Source organism: Sphingobium cupriresistens, from assembly GCF_004152865.1.
Classification (GTDB): domain Bacteria; phylum Pseudomonadota; class Alphaproteobacteria; order Sphingomonadales; family Sphingomonadaceae; genus Sphingobium; species Sphingobium cupriresistens.
The window spans coordinates 32,563-54,242 of sequence record NZ_SEOO01000023.1 but is presented as its reverse complement, the minus strand read 5'-3'; the positions used below and the strand labels follow the sequence as shown (position 1 = coordinate 54,242).

Annotated in this window: 17 protein-coding genes, 1 tRNA gene and 1 pseudogene; 6 read left to right on the top strand and 13 right to left on the bottom strand. The window is 63.3% G+C overall.

Going from position 1 to position 21,680, the window contains the following annotated elements; all coding sequences use genetic code 11:
* Window positions 1–63: 63 nt before the first annotated feature.
* The 6 genes from EWH12_RS14210 to EWH12_RS14185 form a co-directional block, all read right to left on the bottom strand.
* Window positions 64–1,398 carry a bifunctional folylpolyglutamate synthase/dihydrofolate synthase gene (locus EWH12_RS14210; RefSeq protein WP_129926999.1) on the bottom strand — a complete coding sequence of 445 codons (1,335 nt, stop codon included), beginning with the start codon at window positions 1,396–1,398 and terminating at the stop codon, window positions 64–66.
* A gap of 34 nt (window positions 1,399–1,432) precedes the next feature.
* Complete coding sequence (gene accD, locus EWH12_RS14205; RefSeq protein WP_066602911.1) at window positions 1,433–2,281, bottom strand: acetyl-CoA carboxylase, carboxyltransferase subunit beta; 849 nt, start codon at window positions 2,279–2,281, stop codon at window positions 1,433–1,435.
* Window positions 2,278–3,087, bottom strand: a complete 810-nt coding sequence (trpA, locus tag EWH12_RS14200; RefSeq protein ID WP_066602910.1) for a tryptophan synthase subunit alpha — start codon at window positions 3,085–3,087, stop codon at window positions 2,278–2,280. The genes accD and trpA overlap by 4 nt, the downstream gene beginning before the upstream one ends.
* 2 nt (window positions 3,088–3,089) lie before the next feature.
* Complete coding sequence (trpB, locus tag EWH12_RS14195; RefSeq protein WP_066605409.1) at window positions 3,090–4,331, bottom strand: tryptophan synthase subunit beta; 1,242 nt, start codon at window positions 4,329–4,331, stop codon at window positions 3,090–3,092.
* Window positions 4,332–4,430: 99 nt separating this feature from the next.
* Entirely contained in the window at window positions 4,431–5,075 is a 645-nt protein-coding gene (locus EWH12_RS14190; protein ID WP_129926998.1) for a phosphoribosylanthranilate isomerase, read from the bottom strand.
* A 32-nt stretch (window positions 5,076–5,107) separates the two neighbouring features.
* Window positions 5,108–5,962 (bottom strand): lysophospholipid acyltransferase family protein, encoded by an 855-nt coding sequence (locus tag EWH12_RS14185; RefSeq protein WP_066602907.1) that lies wholly within the window; start codon window positions 5,960–5,962, stop codon window positions 5,108–5,110.
* 54 nt (window positions 5,963–6,016) lie between these two features.
* On the opposite strand from EWH12_RS14185, the gene EWH12_RS14180 reads away from it, so the two are divergent.
* Window positions 6,017–7,135, top strand: a complete 1,119-nt coding sequence (locus tag EWH12_RS14180; RefSeq protein WP_408021492.1) for a glycosyltransferase — start codon at window positions 6,017–6,019, stop codon at window positions 7,133–7,135.
* An 18-nt stretch (window positions 7,136–7,153) separates the two neighbouring features.
* Here EWH12_RS14180 and EWH12_RS14175 read toward each other — a convergent pair whose 3' ends face one another.
* Together EWH12_RS14175 and gyrA are read right to left on the bottom strand one after the other, a co-directional pair.
* A complete protein-coding gene (locus EWH12_RS14175) occupies window positions 7,154–7,501 on the bottom strand; it encodes a DUF952 domain-containing protein (protein WP_066602904.1) in 348 nt (115 codons plus the stop codon).
* On the bottom strand, window positions 7,498–10,176 hold the full coding sequence (gyrA, locus tag EWH12_RS14170; protein WP_066602901.1) for a DNA gyrase subunit A: 2,679 nt from the start codon (window positions 10,174–10,176) through the stop codon (window positions 7,498–7,500). The genes EWH12_RS14175 and gyrA overlap by 4 nt, the downstream gene beginning before the upstream one ends.
* A 280-nt stretch (window positions 10,177–10,456) precedes the next feature.
* Between gyrA and EWH12_RS14165 the strand changes: the two genes are divergently transcribed.
* Together EWH12_RS14165 and EWH12_RS14160 are read left to right on the top strand one after the other, a co-directional pair.
* The gene (locus EWH12_RS14165; protein ID WP_066605405.1) at window positions 10,457–11,731 is read left to right on the top strand and encodes a hypothetical protein; all 1,275 of its coding nucleotides are present in this window, start codon (window positions 10,457–10,459) and stop codon (window positions 11,729–11,731) included.
* Between the two features lie 77 nt (window positions 11,732–11,808).
* Complete coding sequence (locus EWH12_RS14160; RefSeq protein ID WP_129926997.1) at window positions 11,809–13,059, top strand: tetratricopeptide repeat protein; 1,251 nt, start codon at window positions 11,809–11,811, stop codon at window positions 13,057–13,059.
* A gap of 28 nt (window positions 13,060–13,087) precedes the next feature.
* Here EWH12_RS14160 and EWH12_RS14155 read toward each other — a convergent pair whose 3' ends face one another.
* A complete protein-coding gene (locus EWH12_RS14155; RefSeq protein ID WP_066602894.1) occupies window positions 13,088–13,561 on the bottom strand; it encodes an Lrp/AsnC family transcriptional regulator in 474 nt (157 codons plus the stop codon).
* A gap of 220 nt (window positions 13,562–13,781) precedes the next feature.
* Between EWH12_RS14155 and EWH12_RS14150 the strand changes: the two genes are divergently transcribed.
* The 3 genes from EWH12_RS14150 (at window position 13,782) to EWH12_RS14140 (ending at window position 16,701) form a co-directional block, all read left to right on the top strand.
* Window positions 13,782–15,488: a sensor histidine kinase gene (locus EWH12_RS14150; RefSeq protein WP_242496065.1), complete on the top strand. Its 1,707-nt coding sequence runs from the start codon at window positions 13,782–13,784 to the stop codon at window positions 15,486–15,488.
* Between the two features lie 74 nt (window positions 15,489–15,562).
* Entirely contained in the window at window positions 15,563–16,600 is a 1,038-nt protein-coding gene (locus tag EWH12_RS14145) for a polysaccharide deacetylase family protein (RefSeq protein WP_129926996.1), read from the top strand.
* Window positions 16,601–16,624: 24 nt separating this feature from the next.
* A tRNA-Ile gene (locus tag EWH12_RS14140) sits at window positions 16,625–16,701 on the top strand.
* A 306-nt stretch (window positions 16,702–17,007) separates the two neighbouring features.
* Here the strand turns inward: EWH12_RS14140 and EWH12_RS14135 are convergent.
* The 4 genes and pseudogenes from EWH12_RS14135 to EWH12_RS14120 form a co-directional block, all read right to left on the bottom strand.
* Window positions 17,008–17,411: pseudogene (locus EWH12_RS14135) on the bottom strand (DDE-type integrase/transposase/recombinase); the annotation flags it as partial.
* 34 nt (window positions 17,412–17,445) lie between these two features.
* Window positions 17,446–18,351: an alpha/beta fold hydrolase gene (locus EWH12_RS14130; protein WP_165363633.1), complete on the bottom strand. Its 906-nt coding sequence runs from the start codon at window positions 18,349–18,351 to the stop codon at window positions 17,446–17,448.
* Between the two features lie 85 nt (window positions 18,352–18,436).
* The gene (locus EWH12_RS14125; protein ID WP_242496064.1) at window positions 18,437–20,323 is read right to left on the bottom strand and encodes an FAD-dependent monooxygenase; all 1,887 of its coding nucleotides are present in this window, start codon (window positions 20,321–20,323) and stop codon (window positions 18,437–18,439) included.
* A 121-nt stretch (window positions 20,324–20,444) separates the two neighbouring features.
* Window positions 20,445–21,656 (bottom strand): MFS transporter, encoded by a 1,212-nt coding sequence (locus EWH12_RS14120; protein ID WP_207212409.1) that lies wholly within the window; start codon window positions 21,654–21,656, stop codon window positions 20,445–20,447.
* Window positions 21,657–21,680 lie beyond the last annotated feature (24 nt).

Genomic DNA, 21,680 nt, shown 5'->3' with positions numbered 1-21,680 from the left:
ATCGCGCCTTCTGCATAGGTCAGAGGCTCATTCTACGCTATTGCGAGTCAGTCGCAAGTGTAATTAGTCGGGCAATTGCTCGTTCAGTCGCAAAATTTCCCCGGCCAGATAGAGCGAACCGCCGATCAGCAGCTTGGGCGCGGTATCGCCGGAGGCCCCGCACGTCGCGGCGATGCTGTCAATCGCCTGGCGCGCATCGTCATGGGCGGTGCAACCGACGCCCCATTGGGCGGCGATGGCCGCGAAGCGGGCGGGCGGGTGATGGTCGTGGCCCGGCACCGGCAGGGCATGGATATGGGCGATCTTACCTGCGAAGGGGGCGAGGAAGGCGTCCACTTCCTTGTTCGCCAACATGCCGATGACGAGCTGGAGCTTGTGCCCCTCCAGCCGATCTGCGGTGAAGAAAGCGCCGATCGCCTCGCCCGCGCCGGCATTATGCCCGCCATCGAGCCAGGCGGTGGCATCCTGCGGCAGGGCGTCCAGCAACGGCCCCCGATCCAGCCGCTGCAACCGCGCGGGCCAGTGCGCCCACAGCGGCGCGGCCTTCAGCGCAGCCTCGGACAAGGGCACCGCGCTTTGATGGCGCAGCATGGCGAAGGCGAGCGCGGCATTCTGCACCTGATGCGCGCCGGCCAGCCGTGGTATAGGCGTTTCCAGCCGACCCTGCTCGTCGCGATAATGCATCCGGTCGCGATAGATGGCCGCGTCCCAGCCATCGCCCTGTCCGATCCAGCGGGTGGACGCGCGGGCGGCGGCGTCCATCATCACCGGGAAGAGCGATTCGGCATAGCGCTGCGTCACCAGCGCTGCGCCGGCCTTGGCGATGCCGGCCTTTTCCGCGGCAATCTGCGTCAGCGTGTCGCCCAGAAACGCTTGATGGTCGATGCCGAGCTGGGCGATGCCGCATACCGCCGGGTCGACGATGACATTGGTCGCGTCGAGCCGGCCGCCCAGGCCCACTTCGATGATGCAGGCGTCCGCAGGATGTTCGGCGAAAGCCAGGAAGGCGGCGGCCGTCGTTACCTCGAAGAAGCTGGCGTTGACGCCTTCCGCGATATCAAGAACCCGTTCAAGATAACGCGCGAGCAGCGCGTCGGAAATGAGCTGGCCCGACACGCGGATGCGTTCGTTGAAGCGCACGAGATGCGGGGAGGTGAAGACATGGACCGTCTTGCCGTCCGCTTCCATCGCCGCGCGCAGGAAGGCGCAGGTCGATCCCTTGCCGTTGGTGCCCGCGACATGGAAGATCGGTGGCAGGGCGCGGTGCGGATCGCCCAGCCGCTCCAGCAGTCGGGTGATGCGTTCCAGCCCCAATATGTCCGCGCCGGGCGAGAGCGACCAGAGCCGGTCGAGTTGCGCTTGCACTTGTGCATCGTCCGAAACCGCATGGTCGGCCATGGCGCGCCCGTCCCCCTTTAGCGCGAGCGCTGCTTCAATCCGCCGCGCGAGGAGTCAGATAGCCGATCACCCGCGCCAGCGTGTCGCGCAGTTCGCCGCGATGGACGACCATGTCGATCATGCCGTGGTCCAGCAGATATTCGGCGCGCTGGAAGCCTTCGGGCAGCTTTTCGCGGATCGTGCTTTCGATCACGCGCTGGCCCGCGAAGCCGATCAGGGCATTGGGTTCGGAAATCTGGATATCGCCCAGCATGGCGTAGCTGGCCGTCACGCCGCCGGTGGTCGGATCGGTCAGCACGACGATATAGGGCAGGCCAGCCGCGTGCAGCTTCTGGATCGCCACGGTCGCGCGCGGCATCTGCATCAGGGAGAGAATACCCTCCTGCATCCGCGCGCCGCCGGCGGCGGTAAAGATGACATAGGGGCATTTATGGGCGATCGCATCGTTGACGCCCTGGATGAAGGCCGCGCCCACGCCCATGCCCATGGAGCCGCCCATGAAGGCGAAATTTTGTACGCCCATCACCAGCGGCACATCGTCGATCGCGCCGCGCGCGTTGATGAGCGCGTCCTGGTCCCCGGTCGCCGCGCGCGCAGCCTTGATCCGGTCGGGATAGCGTTTGGAATCCCGGAATTTAAGCGGGTCTTCCTGCACATGCGGCGTCGGCAGCAGGATGAAGCCGGCGTCCAATATATGTTCGAACCGTTCCGACGGGCCGATGCGGCCATGATGATCGCAGCGGGGGCATACGGACAGATTTTCTTCCCATTCCTTGATGAAGATCATCTCGTTGCAGGACGGGCATTTGTGCCACAGCGTTTCGGCGGTGGTTTCCTTCTTGGTGAAGGGCAGGGCGTTGCGAACGCGGTTGATCCAGCTCATGCGGCGGTCTCCCGAATATGAAGGGCGTCGCGCAGCGTGGCGACGAAGTCCTGGACGAAGGGCGCGGCGGCGTCGCCATGCGACCCGATGATATCGACGATGGCCGAGCCGACGACCACGCCGTCGGCGATCCGGCCGATGGCGGCAGCCTGTTCCGGCCCGCGTACGCCAAAGCCGACCGCGACCGGCAGGTCGGTGGCGGCCTTCAGCTTATCGACGGCGATTTCGATATTGGCCTGCGCCGCCGACTGCTTGCCGGTGATGCCCGCGACCGAGACATGGTAGAGGAAGCCGCTGGCGCCATCGAGCACCGCGGGCAGACGCGCCGCGTCGGTCGTGGGGGTAGCCAAGCGGATGAGGTGAACGCCGGCTGCGCGCAGGGCAGGGCCGATCTCGGCGTCTTCCTCCGGCGGGATATCGACGCAGATCACGCCATCGACGCCAGCCGCCTTGCACTGATCGGCGAACCAGTCGGCGCCGCGGATCAGCATCGGATTGGCATAGCCCATCAGGACGATCGGCGTGTCGGCATGACGCGCGCGGAAATCGGCGGCGAGGGCGAAGATATGCTTGGTCTTCGTGCCCGACCCCAGGCTGCGCAGGTTCGCCAGTTCGATCGCCGGACCATCAGCCATCGGATCGGTGAAGGGCATCCCCAGTTCGATGATGTCTGCGCCGCCCGCGACCAGCGCATCGAGGATGGCGGGGGTCGATGCGACATCAGGGTCGCCAGCGGTGACGAAGGTGATGAGCGCGGCGCGGCCCTGCGCCTTGCAAGCGGCGAAGCGGGAAGCCAGACGGTCCATATTCACATCTCCACTCCCAGCGCGTCGGCGACGGTGAAGATATCCTTGTCCCCCCGGCCCGACAGGTTGATGACGATGATCTTGTCGGCATTTAGCGTCGGTGCGATCTGTTCGGCGGCGGCAACCGCATGGGCGGATTCGAGCGCGGGGATGATTCCTTCCAGCTTGCTGAGCGTCTGGAAGCTCGTCAGCGCCTCTTCATCTTTGATCGGCATATATTGGACCCGGCCGATCTCGTGCAGCCAGCTATGTTCCGGCCCGATGCCGGGATAGTCTAGGCCAGCAGAAATGCTGTGCGCTTCCGTGATCTGGCCGTCTTCGTCCTGGAGCAGATAGGTGCGGTTGCCGTGCAAGATGCCCGACACGCCGCCGGCCAGCGAGGCGGCGTGTTTCCCGTCCAGCCCTTCGCCGGCCGCTTCCACGCCGATCATCGCAACTTCTGGGTCGTCCAGAAAGGGGTGGAACAGGCCGATGGCGTTGGAGCCGCCACCGACCGGCGCGATGAGCATGTCGGGCAGGCGACCTTCAGCCTCCATGATCTGCGCACGGGTTTCCTTGCCGATGATCGACTGGAAATCGCGGACCAGTTCGGGATAGGGGTGCGGGCCGGCCGCCGTGCCGATGATGTAGAAAGTATCATGCACGTTCGACACCCAGTAGCGCAGGGCGTCGTTCATCGAATCCTTGAGCGTGGACGACCCCGAATGAACCGGGATGACTTCCGCGCCCAGCAGCTTCATGCGGAAGACGTTGGGCTTCTGCCGCTCGACATCCTTCGCGCCCATGAAGATCTTGCATTCCATGCCGAACAGGGCGGCGACGGTCGCGGTCGCGACGCCGTGTTGGCCTGCACCGGTTTCGGCGATGACTTTCTTCTTGCCCATGCGGCGGGCGAGCAGCGCCTGGCCGATGCAATTGTTGATCTTGTGCGCGCCGGTATGGTTCAACTCTTCGCGCTTCAGGTAGATTTTCGCGCCCTTGCCTGCGGGAGCCTTGGCGCGGAGCGCCTCGGTCAGCCGCCCAGCATAATAAAGTGGGTTGGGGCGGCCGACATAGCTACGCAACAATTCGGCGAACTCGGCGTCGAAGGCGGGATCGGCCTTGGCGGTCTTGTAGACCTTCTCCAGTTCCAGGATCAGTGGCATCAGCGTTTCGGCGACGTAGCGGCCGCCGAACGCGCCGAAATGGCCGCTGGCGTCGGGCTGCGATCGCAGGCTGTTGGGCAAGCTCAGTGTGTCGGTCATGGTGTCAGTCTTTCCGGGACAAAATAGGGCGTTCGCTTCGATGAAAGGGAAGCGATCAGCGCCATCGTTGTCCAATGCGCATCACGAAGGATGTCTGCGTCAACATGCGGACACCGCTTTGCAGAAGGCCATGATCTTGTCCACACTCTTGATGCCCGGCGCGCTCTCGACGCCGGACGAAATATCGATCAGGCGCGCGCCGCTGATGCAGATCGCCTCGACGACATTGTCGCTCGAAAGCCCCCCTGAAAGCCCCCATGGCGCCGGGATGGCCAACCCGCGCAGCAGCGTCCAGTCGAAGCGAAGCCCCATGCCACCGGGCAGCGCCGCGCCGTCGGGCGTCTTGGCATCGAACAGCAACAGGTCGGCCGCGCCCACATAAGCGCTGGCGCTATCGATGTCGGCGCGGGTCTTTACCGCGATCGCCTTCCACACCGGCAGGCCGAACCGCGCGCGGATGGCGGCGACGCGCTGCGGGCTTTCCTTGCCATGCAATTGCAGCGCGGTGAGGGCGCCGGCGCCGACCAATTCGCCCAGCATCTCGTCGGTCGGATCGACGACGACCGCGACCCTTTCGATATGGGCCGGGGCATGGGCGGCCAGGCCGCGAATCTGGTCGGCCTCCACATGGCGCGGGCTTTTGGTGAAATGGACGAACCCGATATGGCTCGCCCCGGCGCTGACCGCCGCGCCCACCGTTTCGGGCGTGGACAGACCACAAATCTTGATCGCGAGTCGGGACATGCTGCGGGCTTTAGCGGGGAAGCGCGCGCAAGTCACATGGCGGTCGCGGTCAGGTCCATATCATGCAGCGCCAGCCATTGGTCGGCATGGGCGATGCAGGCTGCGCCCAGGAAACGGTCGAGCGTCGCGACGATATCCGCGTCGCTCATGTCGCGAGGATCGAGCGGCGGATGCCAATGCAGCGCAAAATGCGGGCCTTTTGTGCGCACCAGATAAAAGGGCAGGAAGCGCGCGCCGACCTTGCGCGCCAGGCGCAGCGCGATCGACAGGTTGCCCGACGGCTCGATCGACCGGCCGAAGGTGGGGAACCAGACCTGACGCTCGCGTCGTTCGTCGGCCAATATATAGAGGGTCGCCCGGTCCTTTTGGGTCAGGTGCTTAAGGACGCCGCGTGCCGCGCCGCCGCCGCCGATCGCTTCGCCCATATAGCTGGAGCGCGCCCTTTTGAGTTGGGCGGCGATCCTGGGGTCTTCGGGGTCTTCATAGACGCCAAGGCCGGGTCGGTCGGTCGACCATTTGATATAGGCGGCCAGCAGATCCCAATTGCCCAGATGGCAGGTGAAGGCGACCATGGGACCGGGACCTTCCAAAACCGCCTGGTACCCGACCCGGTCGATTACGGTGACATGAGCGTCGTTCACCAGCCGATCGATATTGGCGAGTTCGGCCATGGTGCGTCCGATATTCGTCCAGCGGCGTGTCAATATGGCTTCCCGATCGGCATCGGGTAGGTCGGGGCGCAAAAGGGCGAGGTTGGCGCGCGCGCGCGCGTCGCGCAATTTCATATTGCGGCGTGCGACATGGGCCGACAGCCAGCCCCCGAACCAGGAGGCCAGGCGGGCGGGCAGCAACCGCATCACGATGAAGAGAAAGGGGTTGGAGAGCATCGCCCAAGCGTCATACAGCAGCGTGCATGACGGTAAAGAGGCGTGGGCGTTGTGATGATGTTGTGGGTCTGGTTCTTGTTACAGGCGCTGACTGTGTTGGGCGTCGTCAATTATGGGCGCAACCTGCCCAAGGACCGGAAAGAGGAAGCGCCCGATGGCGTCGTGCTGATCCTCAGCGTCCGTGACGATTGGGATGGCGGCGATGAATTGATCGCGCGGTTGAAGGCGCAAAGCGCGCCGTTCCGCCTGTTGCTGGCGACGTCGGGCGCCTGCCCGGCGGCCGAGGCATTGCGAGCGCGGGAGGGCGACTGGGTGCAACTCGTCGCAGCGGGGATGGCGCAGGATGAAGGACGCAAGGTCCACAAGTTGCGCGCGGCCCTGCGAGCGTTGCGTGCCGACGATCGCTACCTGGTCTTCATCGACGCCGATATCGAGCCGCCGACGCGGCTGGTCGGGCGGCTGCTTTTCCCGCTGGTGCGGGGAAAAGCCGACATCGTCACTGGCTATCGCCTGCTGCTGCCGGAAAGCGGAGCGGTGGCGACCTTGGTCGGCGCGGTCGAGTTGCAGTTGGCGACGCTGCCGCGGTTCGCCAGCGCGACCATGCCCTGGGGCGGGGCCATGGCCTTGACGCGGGCGGTGGCGGATCGGCTGGACCTGGGCGCGGCGCTGGCCGGTCGCCTGTCCGACGACATGACGATCGGGCTGGCGGGCTGGCGCGCGCAATTGCGGCTGCGGCCGGTGCGCGACCTGCTGGTGGCGAGTCCGCTGGAAGGGCGCATCGCCGACCTGCTGGATTTCGGCGTTCGCCAGTACCGTCATATCGCCACCAACAGCATCGGCATGTGGGGCCTGGCAACCGGCGTGGTCGCGGTGCAGGCGGCCGCTTGGGCCTGGGCGCTGGGCTGGGGCGGCTGGATCGCGGTCGCGATCGGCTATGGCGCTGCGTGGAGCCGGGCGCTGGTGCGGCGATCGATCATCGGCGCGGTGCTGGAGCCGAAACAGGCGGTGAAGGCGCGGCGATCGCTGCTATGGGATATGGTGGCGCCCTTCGCGGTGACATGGGCGCATCTGGCGGTGCAGGCGATGGCCGTCATGTCCAACCATATCCGCTGGGGCGGCTGGGACTATCGGGTCAGTCGCGGCCGCGTAACGGGGATGCAGCGCGTTCCCTGATCAACACATGCCGGCGGATCAAAATCCTGCCGGAAACTGGTGCCGCCCATCGTCGCCGATGCGCAGCACGACCTTGCCCGCAACCGCGCTGATCGGCAGGTCGGCATAGAGATGGGGGAATAGCGCGCCGCCGCGCGATTCCTCCCATTTGATCGTATCGCCGAACGGCGCCAGATCGATCATCAGCATGACCAGCCGGTCCTGCCCGGCAAAATGCTTGGCCACCGTCTCGGCCGCCTGGTCGCGGGTCGACATATGGATATAACCGTCCGTCAGGTCGATCGGCGCGCCTTTGAACACGCCGTCGGCCTTGAACTGTTCATATTGCTCCGCCGTCAGCACCTTGTAGGCGAACAGGTCGCTCATGCTACCGGCGTAGCCTCGGTCGGTTCGGCCTCCTCGCTTTCCTCGATCTTGGCGGCGCTCACGACATGTTCGTCCTTGGCCACATCGAACAGGCGGACGCCCGCCGAATTGCGGCCGATGACGCGCAGGCTGTCGAGGCCCATACGGATCAACTTCGCCTGGTCGGTGACCAGCATCAACTGATCGGCCTGGGTAGCGGCGAAGCTGGCGACCACGGGGCCGTTGCGGCCGATATTGTCGATATTGGTGATGCCCTGACCACCGCGCCCGGTGCGGCGATAGTCATAGGCGGACGACAGCTTGCCATAGCCATTGGCGCAGACGGTCAGAATGAACTGCTCATTTTCCCGCATATGGACGAACATGGCCTGATCGGCCATTTCGCCCTCCTTTTCCGGCTTCCACGGGGCGAAACGCAGATAATCCTCGCGCTGTTCCTGCTCCGCGCCGGACCGATGCAGGATCGACAACGAGATCACCTCGTCATCATTTTTGAGCGTCATGCCACGCACGCCGGTGGAAGTGCGGCTCTGGAATTCGCGCACGTCGGTCGCGGCGAAGCGGATCGCCTTGCCCTGGCGGGTAGCGAGCAGAACGTCATCCTCTTCGGTCAGCAGCGCCACGCCGATCAGGCGATCTTCGCTACCCTCATCGAAGCGCATCGCCAGCTTGCCGTTGCTTGGCACATTGGCGAAGGCGTCCATGCTGTTGCGTCGAACTGTCCCGTTCGCTGTCGCGAACATGACGTGCAGATCCTTCCAGCTATCCTCGTCTTCGGGCAGCGGCAGCACGGTGCGGATGGTTTCGCCGGGGCCGAGCGGCAGCAGGTTGACCATCGGCCGACCGCGCGTCGCCGGGCCGCCTTCGGGCAAGCGCCACACCTTCATGCGATAGACCTTGCCGGCGGTTGAGAAGAACAGCACCGGCGTATGGGTCGACGTCACGAACATTTCGGTGACGGCGTCCTCATCTTTGGTCGCCATGCCGGACCGGCCTTTGCCGCCGCGCGCCTGAGCGCGGAAGCTTTCGAGCGGGGTGCGCTTGATATAGCCCTGCACGGTGACGGTGACGACCATCTCCTCGCGCTCGATCAGATCCTCGTCCTCGATACCGTCGGCGGCGGCGGTGATCTCCGACAGGCGCGGGGTCGCAAATTCCTTTTCGATCGCCTCCAACTCTTCGCGCATCACCGCATAGAGTTTCACCCGGTCGCCCAATATGGCGAGATATTCGGCGATCGCCTCGGCCAGTTCGGCCAGTTCCTTGCCGATTTCGTCGCGGCCCAGAGCGGTCAGGCGATGCAGGCGCAGGTCCAGGATCGCGCGGACCTGAATGTCGCTCAACTTGTAGATGTCGCCATGGACATCCGTCTCGATCGCTTCGACCAGGCGCAGATAGGGGGCGATCTCGCCGATCGGCCATTCGCGCGCCAGTAGCCTTTCGCGGGCTTCGGCCGGGCTGGACGATCCGCGGATGATCTTGACCATTTCGTCAAGATTGCTGACCGCGACGACCAGGCCCAGCAAGATATGCGCCCGGTCGCGCGCCTTGTTCAGTTCGAACTTGGTGCGGCGGGTGATGACCTCTTCACGGAACTTGACGAAGGCTTCGATAATTTCGCGCAGGCCCAGCAATTCGGGGCGGCCGCCACGGATCGCCAGCATGTTGGCCGGGAAACTCGACTGGGCCGGCGTGTTGCGCCACAACTGGTTCAGCACGACTTCGGGGGTCGCGTCGCGCTTCAGGTCCATGACGATCCGCACGCCTTCACGGCTGGACTCGTCGCGAATGTCGCTGATGCCTTCGATCCGCTTGTCCTTGGCGGCTTCGGCGATCTTTTCAACCAGGCCGTTCTTGCCGACCTGATAGGGGATGGCGGTCAGGACGATCGACTGGCGGTCGCCGCGCCCTTCCTCGACCACATGGCGCGAGCGCATCATGATGGAGCCGCGGCCGGTATGATAGGCGCTGCGCGCGCCCGACTGGCCCAGGATCAGCGGCGCGGTGGGGAAATCGGGACCGGGGACGATGGCGATCAGTTCGTCGGTCGTGATGCCGGGATTGTCGATATAGGCGAGGCAGGCGCGCAGCACTTCGCCCAGATTATGCGGCGGGATGTTGGTCGCCATGCCGACCGCGATGCCACCCGCGCCATTGACCAGCAGGTTGGGGAAGCGCGCGGGCAGAACCTGCGGCTCGCTTTCCGATGCATCATAGTTGGGCGTGAAGTCGACCGTGTCCTTGTCGAGATCGTCCAGCAGCGCCGTCGCGACCTTCGCCAGGCGCGCTTCGGTGTAGCGCATGGCCGCTGGCGGATCGGGGTCCATGGAACCGAAATTCCCCTGACCGTCGATCAGCGGAACCCGCATCGACCAGTCCTGAGTCATGCGCGCCAAGGCGTCGTAGATCGAACTGTCGCCATGCGGGTGATATTTACCCATCACCTCGCCGACCAGGCGCGCAGACTTGCGATAGGGGCGGTTGTAGACGAAGCCCGATTCCTGGGCGGAGAACAGAATGCGGCGATGGACCGGCTTCAAACCGTCGCGCACGTCCGGCAGGGCGCGCGCCACGATGACGGACATGGCATAGTCGAGATAGCTGGCCTTCATCTCGTCCACGATGGAGATGGGGCTGATGTCCGAAGGGTCGGCGAGGACAGTCTCGTCGGTCAATGCGATTCTCTTTTTTCAGGATGGATTCTGTTGCCCAACCCCTAGCCGAGCGAAACAAATCTGTCACCCCTTGGCCAAGCCTGCGCGCCGGTATGTGTAGCCGAGGCGTTATGGGGAGGCGATATGTTCGCAAGTGGAACGAAGCGGCTGTATAACGGTTGCAAAATCCGACGATATCGGCTTGTTCAATGGCCGTTCACGCGCCGTCCCCTAATCGGCGCCCAACCGCGAAAGGTCGCCTGCTGTTCCCCCATCAGGCGCGCAAGAGGAGATGATGATCATGCGTTTTGTTACCCCGGTGGCGCTCGCGCTGGCTTTGGCTATGACCGGTGGCGCGATCAGCGCCCCTGCCTTCGCCGCGAAGAAGGAAGAGAAGAAGGCCGGCCCGAAGCTCAACGTGTCGCCTGACGTCATCAAGGCGCTGCAAACCGCGCAAAAGGCTTCCGAAGCGCAGGATTTTGCGGGCGCCAAAGCCGCGCTGGCCGAAGCGGACAGCAAGGCCACGTCGAATGACGACAAATATCAGATCGGCGCGATCAAGCTGAACACCTCGATCGCCGCCAAGGACACGGCCTTGCAGAGCGAAGCGCTCAACCAGATGCTCGATAGCGGCCTGACCCCGCCTGAACAGGCAGGCCAGTTCAATGCGATCGCCGCCGATCAGGCGATGGCCGCGAAGAATTACGACGTGGCGATCCAGCGCGGCCAGGCGGCGCTTGCCGCCGGATACAAAGCGGAATCGGTGCAGCCCACCATCGCCCAGGCCTATTTCGGCAAGGCGGGCACCGGCAATGGTTCGGTCGAGCCGGCGCGCGGCTTCAATCAGCAGGGTCTGACGGCGCTGAAGGCCGCGGCTGATGCGATGAAGGCGGCGGGCCAGCAGGTTCCGGCCCAATGGTATCAGATCGGCGTCAGCCGGGCCGAGGCGGCCAAGCTGCCGGACGTGACCGAATGGGCGAAGATGGCCTATCAGGCTGAACCGAGCGGTCAGAATCTGCGGACACTGGTGCGCCTGTTCCAGCGCGCCAACCCCAATATTTCGAACCGCGAAAATCTTGACGTTCTGCGTCTTCTGTCGGTTTCGGGCGGCCTGGTCATTGCGGCCGACTATACCGAATATGCCGAAATGGCCTCGAAGACCGGCATTTATGGCGAGGTCAAGACCGCCATTGACGCTGGCCGGTCCAAGGGCGTGCTGAACGCGACCCAAGGCGCTGACGTCTATCAGACCGCCGTGCCGAAGATCGCAGGCGACAAGAGCACGCTGGGTGCGGCCGAAGCCGACGCGCAGAAGGCTGCCAACGGCAAGATCGCAGCCGCCACCGGCGACGCTTATCTTGGCTATGGCGATTACGCCAAGGCTGCGGCCATGTTCGAACTCGCCAAGCAGAAGGGCGGCGTGGAAGCGGACGAGATTAATTCGCGACTTGGCATCGCCAAGACGCTGGGCGGCGACACGGCTGGCGCCAAGGCCGCGTTTGAAGCGGTGCAGGCCGGTTCGCGCAAGCAGGTCGCTGGCCTGTGGCTTGCCTATCTGGGCACCAAGGGGGCCTGATGATTATCCATGGGCGCGTGCTGGCCGCGCGCCCATGGGCTTTGAAGACTATATTTTTGGGGGAGCCGGGGCGGCCCATGCGCATCGATATCAAGATTTCCCGCCTGCCGCTGGCGGCGCTGGCGGCCGCCATTGCGGTCGTCGCAACGCCTGTGGCAGCAAAGAAGAAAGCGCCGGTCGTGGTCGGCCCGCCGATCGAAATGTCCGACGGTTTTCGCGCTGGCGCGCAAGCGGCCGAAGCGGCGCTCAAGGCGCGTGATGTGGCGACGGCGAGCGCCCGCATCGCATCGCTCATCCCCACCAATGATTTTGAATCTTATGTGGCGGCAGGCATGCGCTTCCAACTCGCTGCGCAACGCCGCGACGTGCAGGCCGAACGTATCGCCCTGACCGACCTGTTCAAGACCGCGGCCCTGCCGCGCAGCGAAGCGCCGCGGTTGCGCTATGTAGCGGCCTATCTGTCCTACATGGTCGGCAATTATACGGACGCCACCGCGCAGCTCGATTACGCCAAGACGCTGGGGTATGACGGCATCGACGCAACCATGTTGCGCGCCGATATCGCTTTGCGCCGCAACAAGCCCAAGGACGCCCGCCCCTTCGTGCAGGAAGCCATAGCCCGCCACAAAGCGTCGGGTCAGCCGGTGCCGCTGGCCTGGATCGATCGGGCGATCTCCATGGCCTATCAGGCCGGTGACTGGACTGAAGTCGGGCAACTCTACCGCGACCGGCTGAACCAGCGGGATGGCAAGGAAGAATGGCGATCCGCGCTGGTTAATTACCAATCGGCCGCTGAACTGGAGCCGCAACTGCAGCTCGATCTTTACCGTCTGCAGGCGGCCAATGGCGCGATGGCGAGCGAGCGCGACTATCAGGCCTATGCGCAGGCGGCGGAGAAATCAGGCTATTATTCCGAAGCCAAGGCGATCATCGAATCCGGCCGCAAGGCGGGCAAGTTGACTCCGACCCAGAGCGTGACCAGCCAGTTGCTCAAGAGCGTTACACCCAAGGCGACGAAGGAAATCGTCGCTCTGCCCGCAATGGCGAAAAAAGCGGCGGTGGCAGGCAATGGCAAGGATGCGCTGGCCGTCGCGGACAGCTATTTCTCGCTAGGCCAATTCCCGCAGGCGGTCGAACAATATCGGCTGGCGCTGAGCAAGGGCGGGATCGACGAAGGGCGCGCCAATGCGCGGCTGGGCGTGGCGCTGGCCCGGTCCGGCGACCTGCCCAGCGCCCAGGCGACCCTGGCGCGGGTCAGTGGTCCCTGGACCGCAATCGCGGGTTTCTGGACCGCCTGGGCGCAGCATCAGGATCGCAAGGTCGGCTGACGCGCCGGACCCCCTGCGCCGTCCGGGTTCAGACGGGCAGGGGGACGCCGGGCTGGTTCTTTGATGTGCGGATGGTGAGCGACGTCTTGACGCTGACCACATTGGGCGCTGGCGTCAATTTCGACGTCAGGAACTGCTGGAAGCTTTGCAAGTCGCGCGCCACCACTTTCAGGATGAAGTCGATTTCGCCGTTCAGCATGTGACATTCGCGCACTTCGGGCAGCGATGCGACATGGTCCTGAAACGCTTTCAGATCGGCCTCCGCCTGGCTTTTCAGGCTGACCATGGCGAATACGGTGATGGTGTAGCCAAGCATCGCCGGATCGACGACGGCATGGTAGGATTTGATCGCGCCAGCTTCCTCCAGCGCTCGCACGCGACGCAGGCAGGGCGGCGCCGTCAGACCGACTTTGCGCGCCAACTCCACATTGGTCATCCTGCCGTCCTGTTGCAGTTCGCCCAGGATCTGCATGTCGATATCGTCGATATTGGGGCCGGCCATTATTTCGCTTATTTCCTGTCCTGTTTATGCGACCCATCATAATAATGTTTCAGGGCAATGCAATTGTCCCACTATGCGACGGTCGCTTTCGTTCGCGGCATCGGGGCCTTTTCCTTTACTCGTGGAGCGCCTATCGATGACCGGGGCCGTATCCGTGCGCGGCGGGGCACAGGCTGATAACTCGCATGATTTGGGGATTTTGGTGCGTTTCGACGATCTCATGCAGACAGTGCTGGCGGCGCAGGACCGTAGCGGGCTGGGCGCGGTGACGTTGTGGCGCCAATGTGTCGACCTCCTTGCCCAGCGCGATAGGCCGGATCGGCCCGCCATGGCCGCGTCGGCGCGTGGCGCGCTGCTCGACCGGCTGTCCGCGCTACGGCCGCAACTGACTGAAACGCAACGAATCGCGACGGTCGTGGAATTGGGCGGTCGCCTGCGCTCGCCCAGCCTGGTCGCCTTCTTCGCCAATGATCGGCCCTCGATCGCCGCTGCCGCCACTGCGCGGGCACAGTTGCCGGAAACGGCCTGGATCGACCTGCTGCCGCATCTGACGCCCACGGCGCGCGGCGTGCTGCGCGGTCGGCGCGATATCGGTCCGGCAACGCGGCAGGCGCTCGAAGCCTTCGGCGCGCATGATCTGGTCCTGTCCACCGCGCGTCAGGACATGATCGGCGACAGCGACATGATCCTGACGCCGGAGATGCTGGCGAAACCTGATCCCTCGCCCGTCGAGCCAAGGGCATCCGCGAAGGTGACGCCGCTTCGCCCGCAACCGGGCGACGAAGGTCAGATCCGCAACCTGGTCGATCGGATTGCGCGCTTCACAAGCGCGCGCAAGCCGCCCGAAGCCGCCAATGGCGACGCTTTTCCCGACAGAGAGGCCGCGCCCCGCGACTTCACGTTCGAAACCGATGCAGAGGGCATCATCCTGTGGATCGATCAGGGACCGCGCGCGGCGTTGATCGGGCTGATGCTGGGCGATGTCGCGCTCGAAGGCGGCAGCGGACCCGACGCCCATGTCGCCGGCGCTTTCGCGCGCCGCAGCGGCTTCCAGAATGGGCGCTATACTATCGTCGGCGGGGCCATGGCGGGCGAGTGGCGTCTGTCCGCAACGCCCTTTTTCGACACCCGCTCAGGCCGTTTCCAGGGCTATCGCGGACAGGCGCGCCGTCCTTTCCTGCATGAAGTCGCCAGCGAACCCAAGCCCGCAGCCATGGCCATTGCCGGACTGTCGGCCGACTCGTTGCGGCAATTGGTCCATGAATTGCGCACGCCCCTGAACGCCATATTGGGCTTTGCCGAGATCATCGAACAGGAATTGTTCGGCGCGGCCGGCATCCAATATCGCGACATGGCGGGCAAGATCGCGGTTGATGCGCGCCACCTGCTCGCGGCGTTCGACGATCTGGATCTGGCGGCCAGGGTGTCGCGCGGCGACGGCGAGACCATGCCCCAGCTTATCGACCCGGCGCTGTTGGTGACGCAGATCTCGACGCGCTTTGCCGATCAGGGCGCCGTCGGCATCGACATCGCCATCGCACCAGGCCTGCCGCAGGTGCGGATCGATCCGGTGCAGGGCGAACGGATGGTGCAGCATCTGCTGCGCACCGCCATTTCGGTCGCGCCGGTCGCCGAACCGGTGACTGGCGCCTGCTGGTTTCAGCCGGACGGCGCGGCCGGGCGGGTTGTCTTCGCGATCGACCGCCCCTCCACCCTGGTCGGCATGGACGAGGCGCAACTGCTAGATCCGGGCTATGACGCCAGCGGCGATTGGGTCGATGGTCCGTTGCTGGGCCTGGGCTTTTCGCTGCGGCTGATCCGCGGCTTGGCCGCCACGTGCGGCGGCGGACTGACGATTGAGCCGGGACGGCTGCTACTGACCATCCCCGCGGTCGCGGTCGCCAGCGGTCTGGCCGATCACGCCTGAAGGGCTAGGCATGAGGCCAAGTCTGAAGGGGGCAGGGAAACCCTATCGCAACCATTGAGCGATAGAGATGCGACATGACTGCTCAACTTCATGATGGCAATCTGCTCCGGCCGCCGCTGGCGCAGGACATGATCGCCCTCGATCCCGCCTTCGGCGCCCGTTTCATGCTGTTCGTCGATACCGAGGAAGAGTTTGACTGGAATGCGCCGTTCAGCCGCGCCAGCAATCGCGTCACGGCCCTGCCGGGCATGGCGCGCGGTCAGGCCTATTTCGCCGCCGCTGGGGTCAAGCCTATCTATGTCACCGATTATCCAGTGATCGACAGCGATGCGGCGGCCGCAATGATGGGACAATGGGTTAATGATGGCGCGGCCGATATCGGCGCGCACCTCCACCCCTGGGTCAATCCGCCCCATGTGGAGGATGTGAACGCGGCCAACAGCTATGTCGGCTTCCTCCCCGAAGCGATCGAGCGCGCCAAGCTGGAGGCGCTCTGCCAGCGCATCGAGGAACGGTTCGGCCGTCGCCCCATCGCCTATCGCGCCGGGCGCTATGGCGTTGGCGCCAGCAGCGCACGCTTGCTGGAGGAGGCGGGCTTTCGCCTCGACAGTTCGGTCCGCAGCCGGTTCGACTATAGCCACCAGAATGGCCCCGATTTCCATGGCCTGCCACAACATCCTTATTGGGCGGGACCGACCCGGTCGCTGATCGAATTGCCGCTGTCCACGGCCTTTGCCGGGCTGCTGCGCGGCGGCGGCGAGCGCCTGTATCGCGCGGCGCAGGCGATGGGGCCGCTGGCGGGAGCCCTGTCGCGCGTCAGGATGCTCAGCCGCATCCCGCTGACGCCTGAAGGTGTGCCGCTGCATGAGGCGATATCGGCGATCGACGCGCTGATCGATGAAGGCGTGCGCGTGCTGAATTTCAGCTTCCATTCGCCCACGCTGGAGCCTGGACATACGCCTTATGTCCGTAATGAAGGCGATCGGACGACCTTTTACCGCTGGTGGGACGGCGTGCTGACCCATCTGGAGCGCCGCGGCGTTACCGCCGCCAGCCTGGATCAATTCATTGCCGCAGTCCCTATGCGCGGACGGGCTTGCCAAGCGGCGTGATGCTGCCTATCGGCAGCGCAGGTGGGGCCTGTAGCTCAATTGGTTAGAGCTGTCCGCTCATAACGGATAGGTTGCGGGTTCAAGTCCTGCCGGGCCCACCAAAACTACCATCCAGACTATGCCATGCTATCAATAATCCCTTGTAAAACAAAGGATTATACGGCCATTAGCGTTCAGAATGGTCCATAGCAGTTTGAAACTGTTCACGAATGGGGGGGTAGATTTGGGGGTGTCGGAGCTCCGATTTTGGGGTATTTTCCCGATGGCACTCACACATAATCAGATTGCAAACGCCAAGCCCGCATCACTGGATTATAAATTGTTTGATTCGCAAGGCTTGTTCCTGATCGTCTCGCCGGCGGGATACTGGCCTGCTGCCGGTTTGGCGGACACCAAGATAGGCTCATTCAAGCTACACCAGCTTGTGTTTCGAAATCGATGGGGCTGACATACCCCAAGGTCGAGTGTCGGCGTGTCGGATTGTAAAATCTCTCGATATAATCGAACATATCGGCTCTGGCCCGATCTCGCGGCCGGTAGACCTTCCTCCTGATCCGCCCGGTTTTGAGAGAGAAGAAGCTTTCCATCGCGGCATTGTCCTTCATCAAGCGCTGGAACTGCTCGCTGGTATATTGGCTACCCTGGTCCGAGTGGTGCAGCAGGGTATCGGCTTACCACGGCGCCAGATCGCCATGATCAGGACATCCGTCACCAACTGGGCCGTCATGGTGGCGCTCATCGTCCAGCCCACCACCCGGCGGGAGAACAGGTCGATGACGGCGGCGACATAGAGCCAGCCCTCGGCTGTCCAGCTCCGGCATATATTTCGGTGGCTCCATGCCGCGTCAATCGCTGGTTCCTGCGCATGGATGATTGCGTCCAAGAAACGAAGCGATCAAGTCGGCGACTTGTCCGGGGCGCTCCATTTGGACGAAATGCCCTACGCCTTCCAATATGACCGGCGGCGCAGCTTGAGGGAGCATCGAGGTCATTTGTTCGACCATCGATTTCATTCCGGGGAAATGGAGGACTATGTCGCGATCACCGCTGATATAGAAAGCTGGAACATCAACCGCGATGTCGGCCCATCCGGCGAGCAGTTCCCAGTTGCGATGTAGGCTGCGATAGGTATTGAGCGCGCCACGAAAGCCCGTCCTGGCAAAGGATGACGCATAGATATCCAGTTCCTGCTCGGTCAGCAGATTGGCCGATGTCGGGGGTTCGTCCAAGCCGTCGATCAGGCGTCCGTTCGCCCCCAGCCGCATGATGGGAACATCCGTGCCGGGCCGTCCGCCCCAATTGGTATAGAACAGCCTGCGTAGAAAGGCTTTCGGATCGCTATCCAGCTCCCGCTCGGCGACGCCCTCCTGCAGAAAGTAGAGCATATAAAAGTCGGGCGGCGCATTGGCCGCGAGTAACTGAGGCAGGCTTGCGTCACCGCGCGGCGTAAAGGGGATGGACAGCGAAACGATAGCGCCAAACCGATCCGGGCGCAGCCGCACGATCGTCCAGCCGACTTCAGCACCCCAGTCATGCCCGACCACCGCCACCTGCACATGGCCAAGATGATCGAGCAACGCGATCAGATCGCCCAAAAGGTCGAACCCGCTCGCTTGGTCTGGGCCTGGGGCGGCCTGGCTGTCGCCAAAACCGCGCAGATCGGGTGCTATGACGCTGTAGCCTGCGGCCACCAAATGCTCCATCACCGGGCGCCAACCGATCCAAAGGTCGGGAAATCCGTGCAGCAGCAATATCGCCGGCCCTTGGCCAGCGGTGACGAAATGATAGCTGAGACCGTTAAGTTCAGCTTTATGGTGGACAAATTCGACCATGATTTCAACGCGCCGACAGAAAGGCGTTGAAAAATTCTGTTAGTTCGCCGCGCGCTGTCAATGGCAGCACATTGGCGACATATTGGTCCGGCCTGACGATCACCATGCAACCGCTATCCCGATCAATCCCGCGCATGGCGTAAATATCTTCGCCTGATTCAATGTCGGGGCAGAAGATCTTTTCCCGATCCCTGAGAGCGAATTTCCCTTTTTCAGGCAACAGGAAGGCATGGATGGATTCCAGGGCGAGATCGTGATGCGGCTGCTGGAAAACCGCCCTGACATCGATAACATTGTCCTTGTCCGCCTGCGTCGGCGTGCAGCGGCGGATCGGCGAGGGATCGGTTTCGAGGAAATTGCAAAGTTGCCATAAGGCCGAATTGCGATCCGTCGGAGCTGCACGATCGGCAAAGAGGAATATCCGCCATCGGCCGTCCGCCAGGATGGTGTGCCCAAGATGCATCGGTTTGGCATCCGCCAGACGAATGACAGGCGCAGAATGAAAGCGCATACCGATCGGAAATCCGGTTGCAAGCGGTTGGTACGTGGGCGCGCCGGTCAAGAGCGAGGGTGCGTAGCGGGTCGCCGTGCCCGCAGTGTAACAGCCCTGCCGGACGAAATAATCCTGTATGTCCTCTGGTGCAACGCCATCCCCGTGTGGATCGTCGGGATTTTTGAGCGGCGCACTGAGCATCCCAGCCCATTCCCGGTCGAAATCGATCAGTTCCTTGGCGATCGCCCGGCGTTCGGCCGAATAGGTCGTAAGGATGTGGCCGGGCGACTGGCCACGCAATACGGCGGCAAGTTTCCAACCAAGATTAAAGGCATCCTGCATGGATACATTCATGCCCTGTCCTGCCTTTGGGCTATGTGTATGGCAGGCATCGCCAGCGATGAAAACGCGCGGTATCCGCTCTTCACCGTCTTCCGTTGCGACATCGTCGAAGCGGGCGCACAGACGCTGGCCGATTTCGTAGATCGACCACCAGGGCGTGTTCCTGACTTCGAAAGAGTAGGGATGCAATATCTGACGTGCTGCGTCGATCATCTGGTCAAGCCCGATATTGCGGTGTGCCGCACGCTCGTCCGCCTCCAGCTTGTCAAGTTCGACGTAGAAGCGCGACAAATAGCCCCCCTCACGGGGTATGAGGACAATGCTGCCGCCCCCCGGCGAACGAACCAGTGCCTTCTTGCGCAAATCGGGAAAGTTGGTTTCCACCAGCACGTCCATGACGCCCCATGCCTGATTCGCCGAATCCCCCTCCAGCGACAGGCCAAGGGAGCGCCTCACTTCGCTTCGTGCGCCATCGCACCCGACGGCGAAGCGGGCCTTTACGATATGCTTCTCGCTATCTTCGCCGCTAGTGCGCACAAATGTTGCCGACACCGGATGGGACGCAGTTTCGTCCTTGTCGATATGAAGATCGGCAAGGCGCCAGCCATAGCAAGGCTCCAGTCGATTGGCGGATTTCCGCATATTTTCAAGATAGAAGCCATGCACGCGCGCCTGGTTCAATATGACGTGGGGAAATTCCGAAAGGCCTGGCTCGGTATCCTTCACCCAGCCTCCACGCACGATACCCTGCGATGGATCGGTCGCCGGTCGCCAGAATGTCGTTTCATTGACCCAGTGCGCTTCGCGCAAAACCTGTTCGGCAAAGCCGAATGCGTTGAACATTTCTACCGTTCGACAGGCGATGCCGTCGGCCTGGCCTAATTCGAGGGGACCGTCCTTTTGATCGACGATGCAGGTGTTGATTTCCGGGAAGGCCGCCAGTTGCGCCGCCAGGGTCAGGCCCGCGGGGCCGCAGCCGACGATCAGAACATCGACCTGGGCCGGAAGGGCGTGACCCTCGCCTTCCTTCGCTGCGCCGGCAGGCGATAGGGGCATCAGGTCAGGGTCGCCCACCTTGAAACCGTCATAATGAAATTGCATGATTTTTGGCTCCTGAATATTCTGAGTTTGTGAATCTGGGGCGCCTTGGGCGCGTTGAAGGCAGCGATGGGTGCTGTTATTCCGGGTGAGTGGGCGCGCAATCATGCCGGTGCGGAGGCTTGGTTTCCCGGACGAAAGGCGCGATGCCGGTCGCGATCAGCGCCAGCCCCGCCGCCAGCATAAGCGGCGTATCGTCACCGATTCGGTCGGCAAGCCAGCCTGCCAGGATGGGGCCGATGGCCCCTCCGCCCAGCTGCGCTACTGCAATCACCAGTCCCGTGGCCGTCGCAGCGTCGGCAGGCTGGACGCTTTCTTGCGGCACAGTCGCCATTATCAACGGAAATGTGCCCAGCATCAGGCAACCAATCAGCAGCGTGGCGCCGATGACCCAGGGATTTGCGCCCGCATAAAGCGCGCCCAGCGGGGCAATCGCGCCGATGGCGCTGAAGATCATGATCGCCGTGCGTCGACCATGACGGTCCGAAATAGCGGGAACGATGACGGCGGATATGACGCCAGCTACGCCGATCAGGCTCATGACAAGGCTCATCTGGCTCGACGAAAACTGCAGATTTCGTATCAGGTAGAGCGGCAAAAAGGTAAGCATGACGAAGAACCAAGCGACCGCCGCCAACGCAATAAGCGTGCACAGAACAAGGTTGCGATTACCCAGCAAATGACGCCAGGCATGTGCGCCGTTTCGTTGCGATTGACCATTTTCTGAAGGTGGTGAAGGCGCGGCCTGCGCTGCGATGGCAGGCTCGCGAATGAACCGCAGGATCAGCAAAGCGATGATGAGGCCGGGAATACCGGCGACCAGAAACGCCCAGCGCCACCCAGCGTTTTGAGCGACCGCGATCAGGATGATCGGTCCCAGTAGCGTGCCCAGCAATTGTGCGCCGAAATTCTGCACGATCCCCATGTTGAAACCGCGCCGCGACGGGGTGGACTCGACCATGACGATGGCCTGCTTGATCGGAATGACCGGACCTTCCGCAAGGCCGATGAGAATCCGCGCGATCAGCAAGGTCGCAAAGCCCATTGCCGCTGCACTCAAACCGGAAAGCAGGGCGAAACAGGCAAAGGCGGCTACCAGGAAAGGTTTGCGCTTTCCCAGACGATCGGATGCGCGCGCCATCAGAAGGCCGCCAATGGCCCAGCCGACCAGTACCGCCGAACCGATCATGCCGATCTGGCTGCTGCCCAGCGCAAAGTCCGTCGCGATAAAAGGCATGAGGTAAAAGACTGCCTGGGCATCCAGCGCCGCCACGCCGCCTGCCGCAGTCAATATCATAACCATTTTATCTTCGTA

What these genes read in the sequence shown, in the direction of transcription:
- trpA (WP_066602910.1), bottom strand. Translation starts at nt 3,087, where the DNA reads ATGGACCGTCTGGCTTCCCGCTTCGCCGCTTGCAAGGCGCAGGGCCGC.
- EWH12_RS14125 (WP_242496064.1), bottom strand. Translation starts at nt 20,323, where the DNA reads ATGCCCCTATCGCCTGCCGGCGCAGCGAAGGAAGGCGAGGGTCACGCC.
- EWH12_RS14160 (WP_129926997.1), top strand. Translation starts at nt 11,809, where the DNA reads ATGCGCATCGATATCAAGATTTCCCGCCTGCCGCTGGCGGCGCTGGCG.
- EWH12_RS14155 (WP_066602894.1), bottom strand. Translation starts at nt 13,561, where the DNA reads ATGGCCGGCCCCAATATCGACGATATCGACATGCAGATCCTGGGCGAA.
- EWH12_RS14190 (WP_129926998.1), bottom strand. Translation starts at nt 5,075, where the DNA reads ATGTCCCGACTCGCGATCAAGATTTGTGGTCTGTCCACGCCCGAAACG.
- trpB (WP_066605409.1), bottom strand. Translation starts at nt 4,331, where the DNA reads ATGACCGACACACTGAGCTTGCCCAACAGCCTGCGATCGCAGCCCGAC.
- EWH12_RS14175 (WP_066602904.1), bottom strand. Translation starts at nt 7,501, where the DNA reads ATGAGCGACCTGTTCGCCTACAAGGTGCTGACGGCGGAGCAATATGAA.
- accD (WP_066602911.1), bottom strand. Translation starts at nt 2,281, where the DNA reads ATGAGCTGGATCAACCGCGTTCGCAACGCCCTGCCCTTCACCAAGAAG.
- EWH12_RS14165 (WP_066605405.1), top strand. Translation starts at nt 10,457, where the DNA reads ATGCGTTTTGTTACCCCGGTGGCGCTCGCGCTGGCTTTGGCTATGACC.
- EWH12_RS14150 (WP_242496065.1), top strand. Translation starts at nt 13,782, where the DNA reads ATGCAGACAGTGCTGGCGGCGCAGGACCGTAGCGGGCTGGGCGCGGTG.
- EWH12_RS14180 (WP_408021492.1), top strand. Translation starts at nt 6,017, where the DNA reads ATGATGTTGTGGGTCTGGTTCTTGTTACAGGCGCTGACTGTGTTGGGC.
- EWH12_RS14145 (WP_129926996.1), top strand. Translation starts at nt 15,563, where the DNA reads ATGACTGCTCAACTTCATGATGGCAATCTGCTCCGGCCGCCGCTGGCG.
- EWH12_RS14210 (WP_129926999.1), bottom strand. Translation starts at nt 1,398, where the DNA reads ATGGCCGACCATGCGGTTTCGGACGATGCACAAGTGCAAGCGCAACTC.
- EWH12_RS14185 (WP_066602907.1), bottom strand. Translation starts at nt 5,962, where the DNA reads ATGCTCTCCAACCCCTTTCTCTTCATCGTGATGCGGTTGCTGCCCGCC.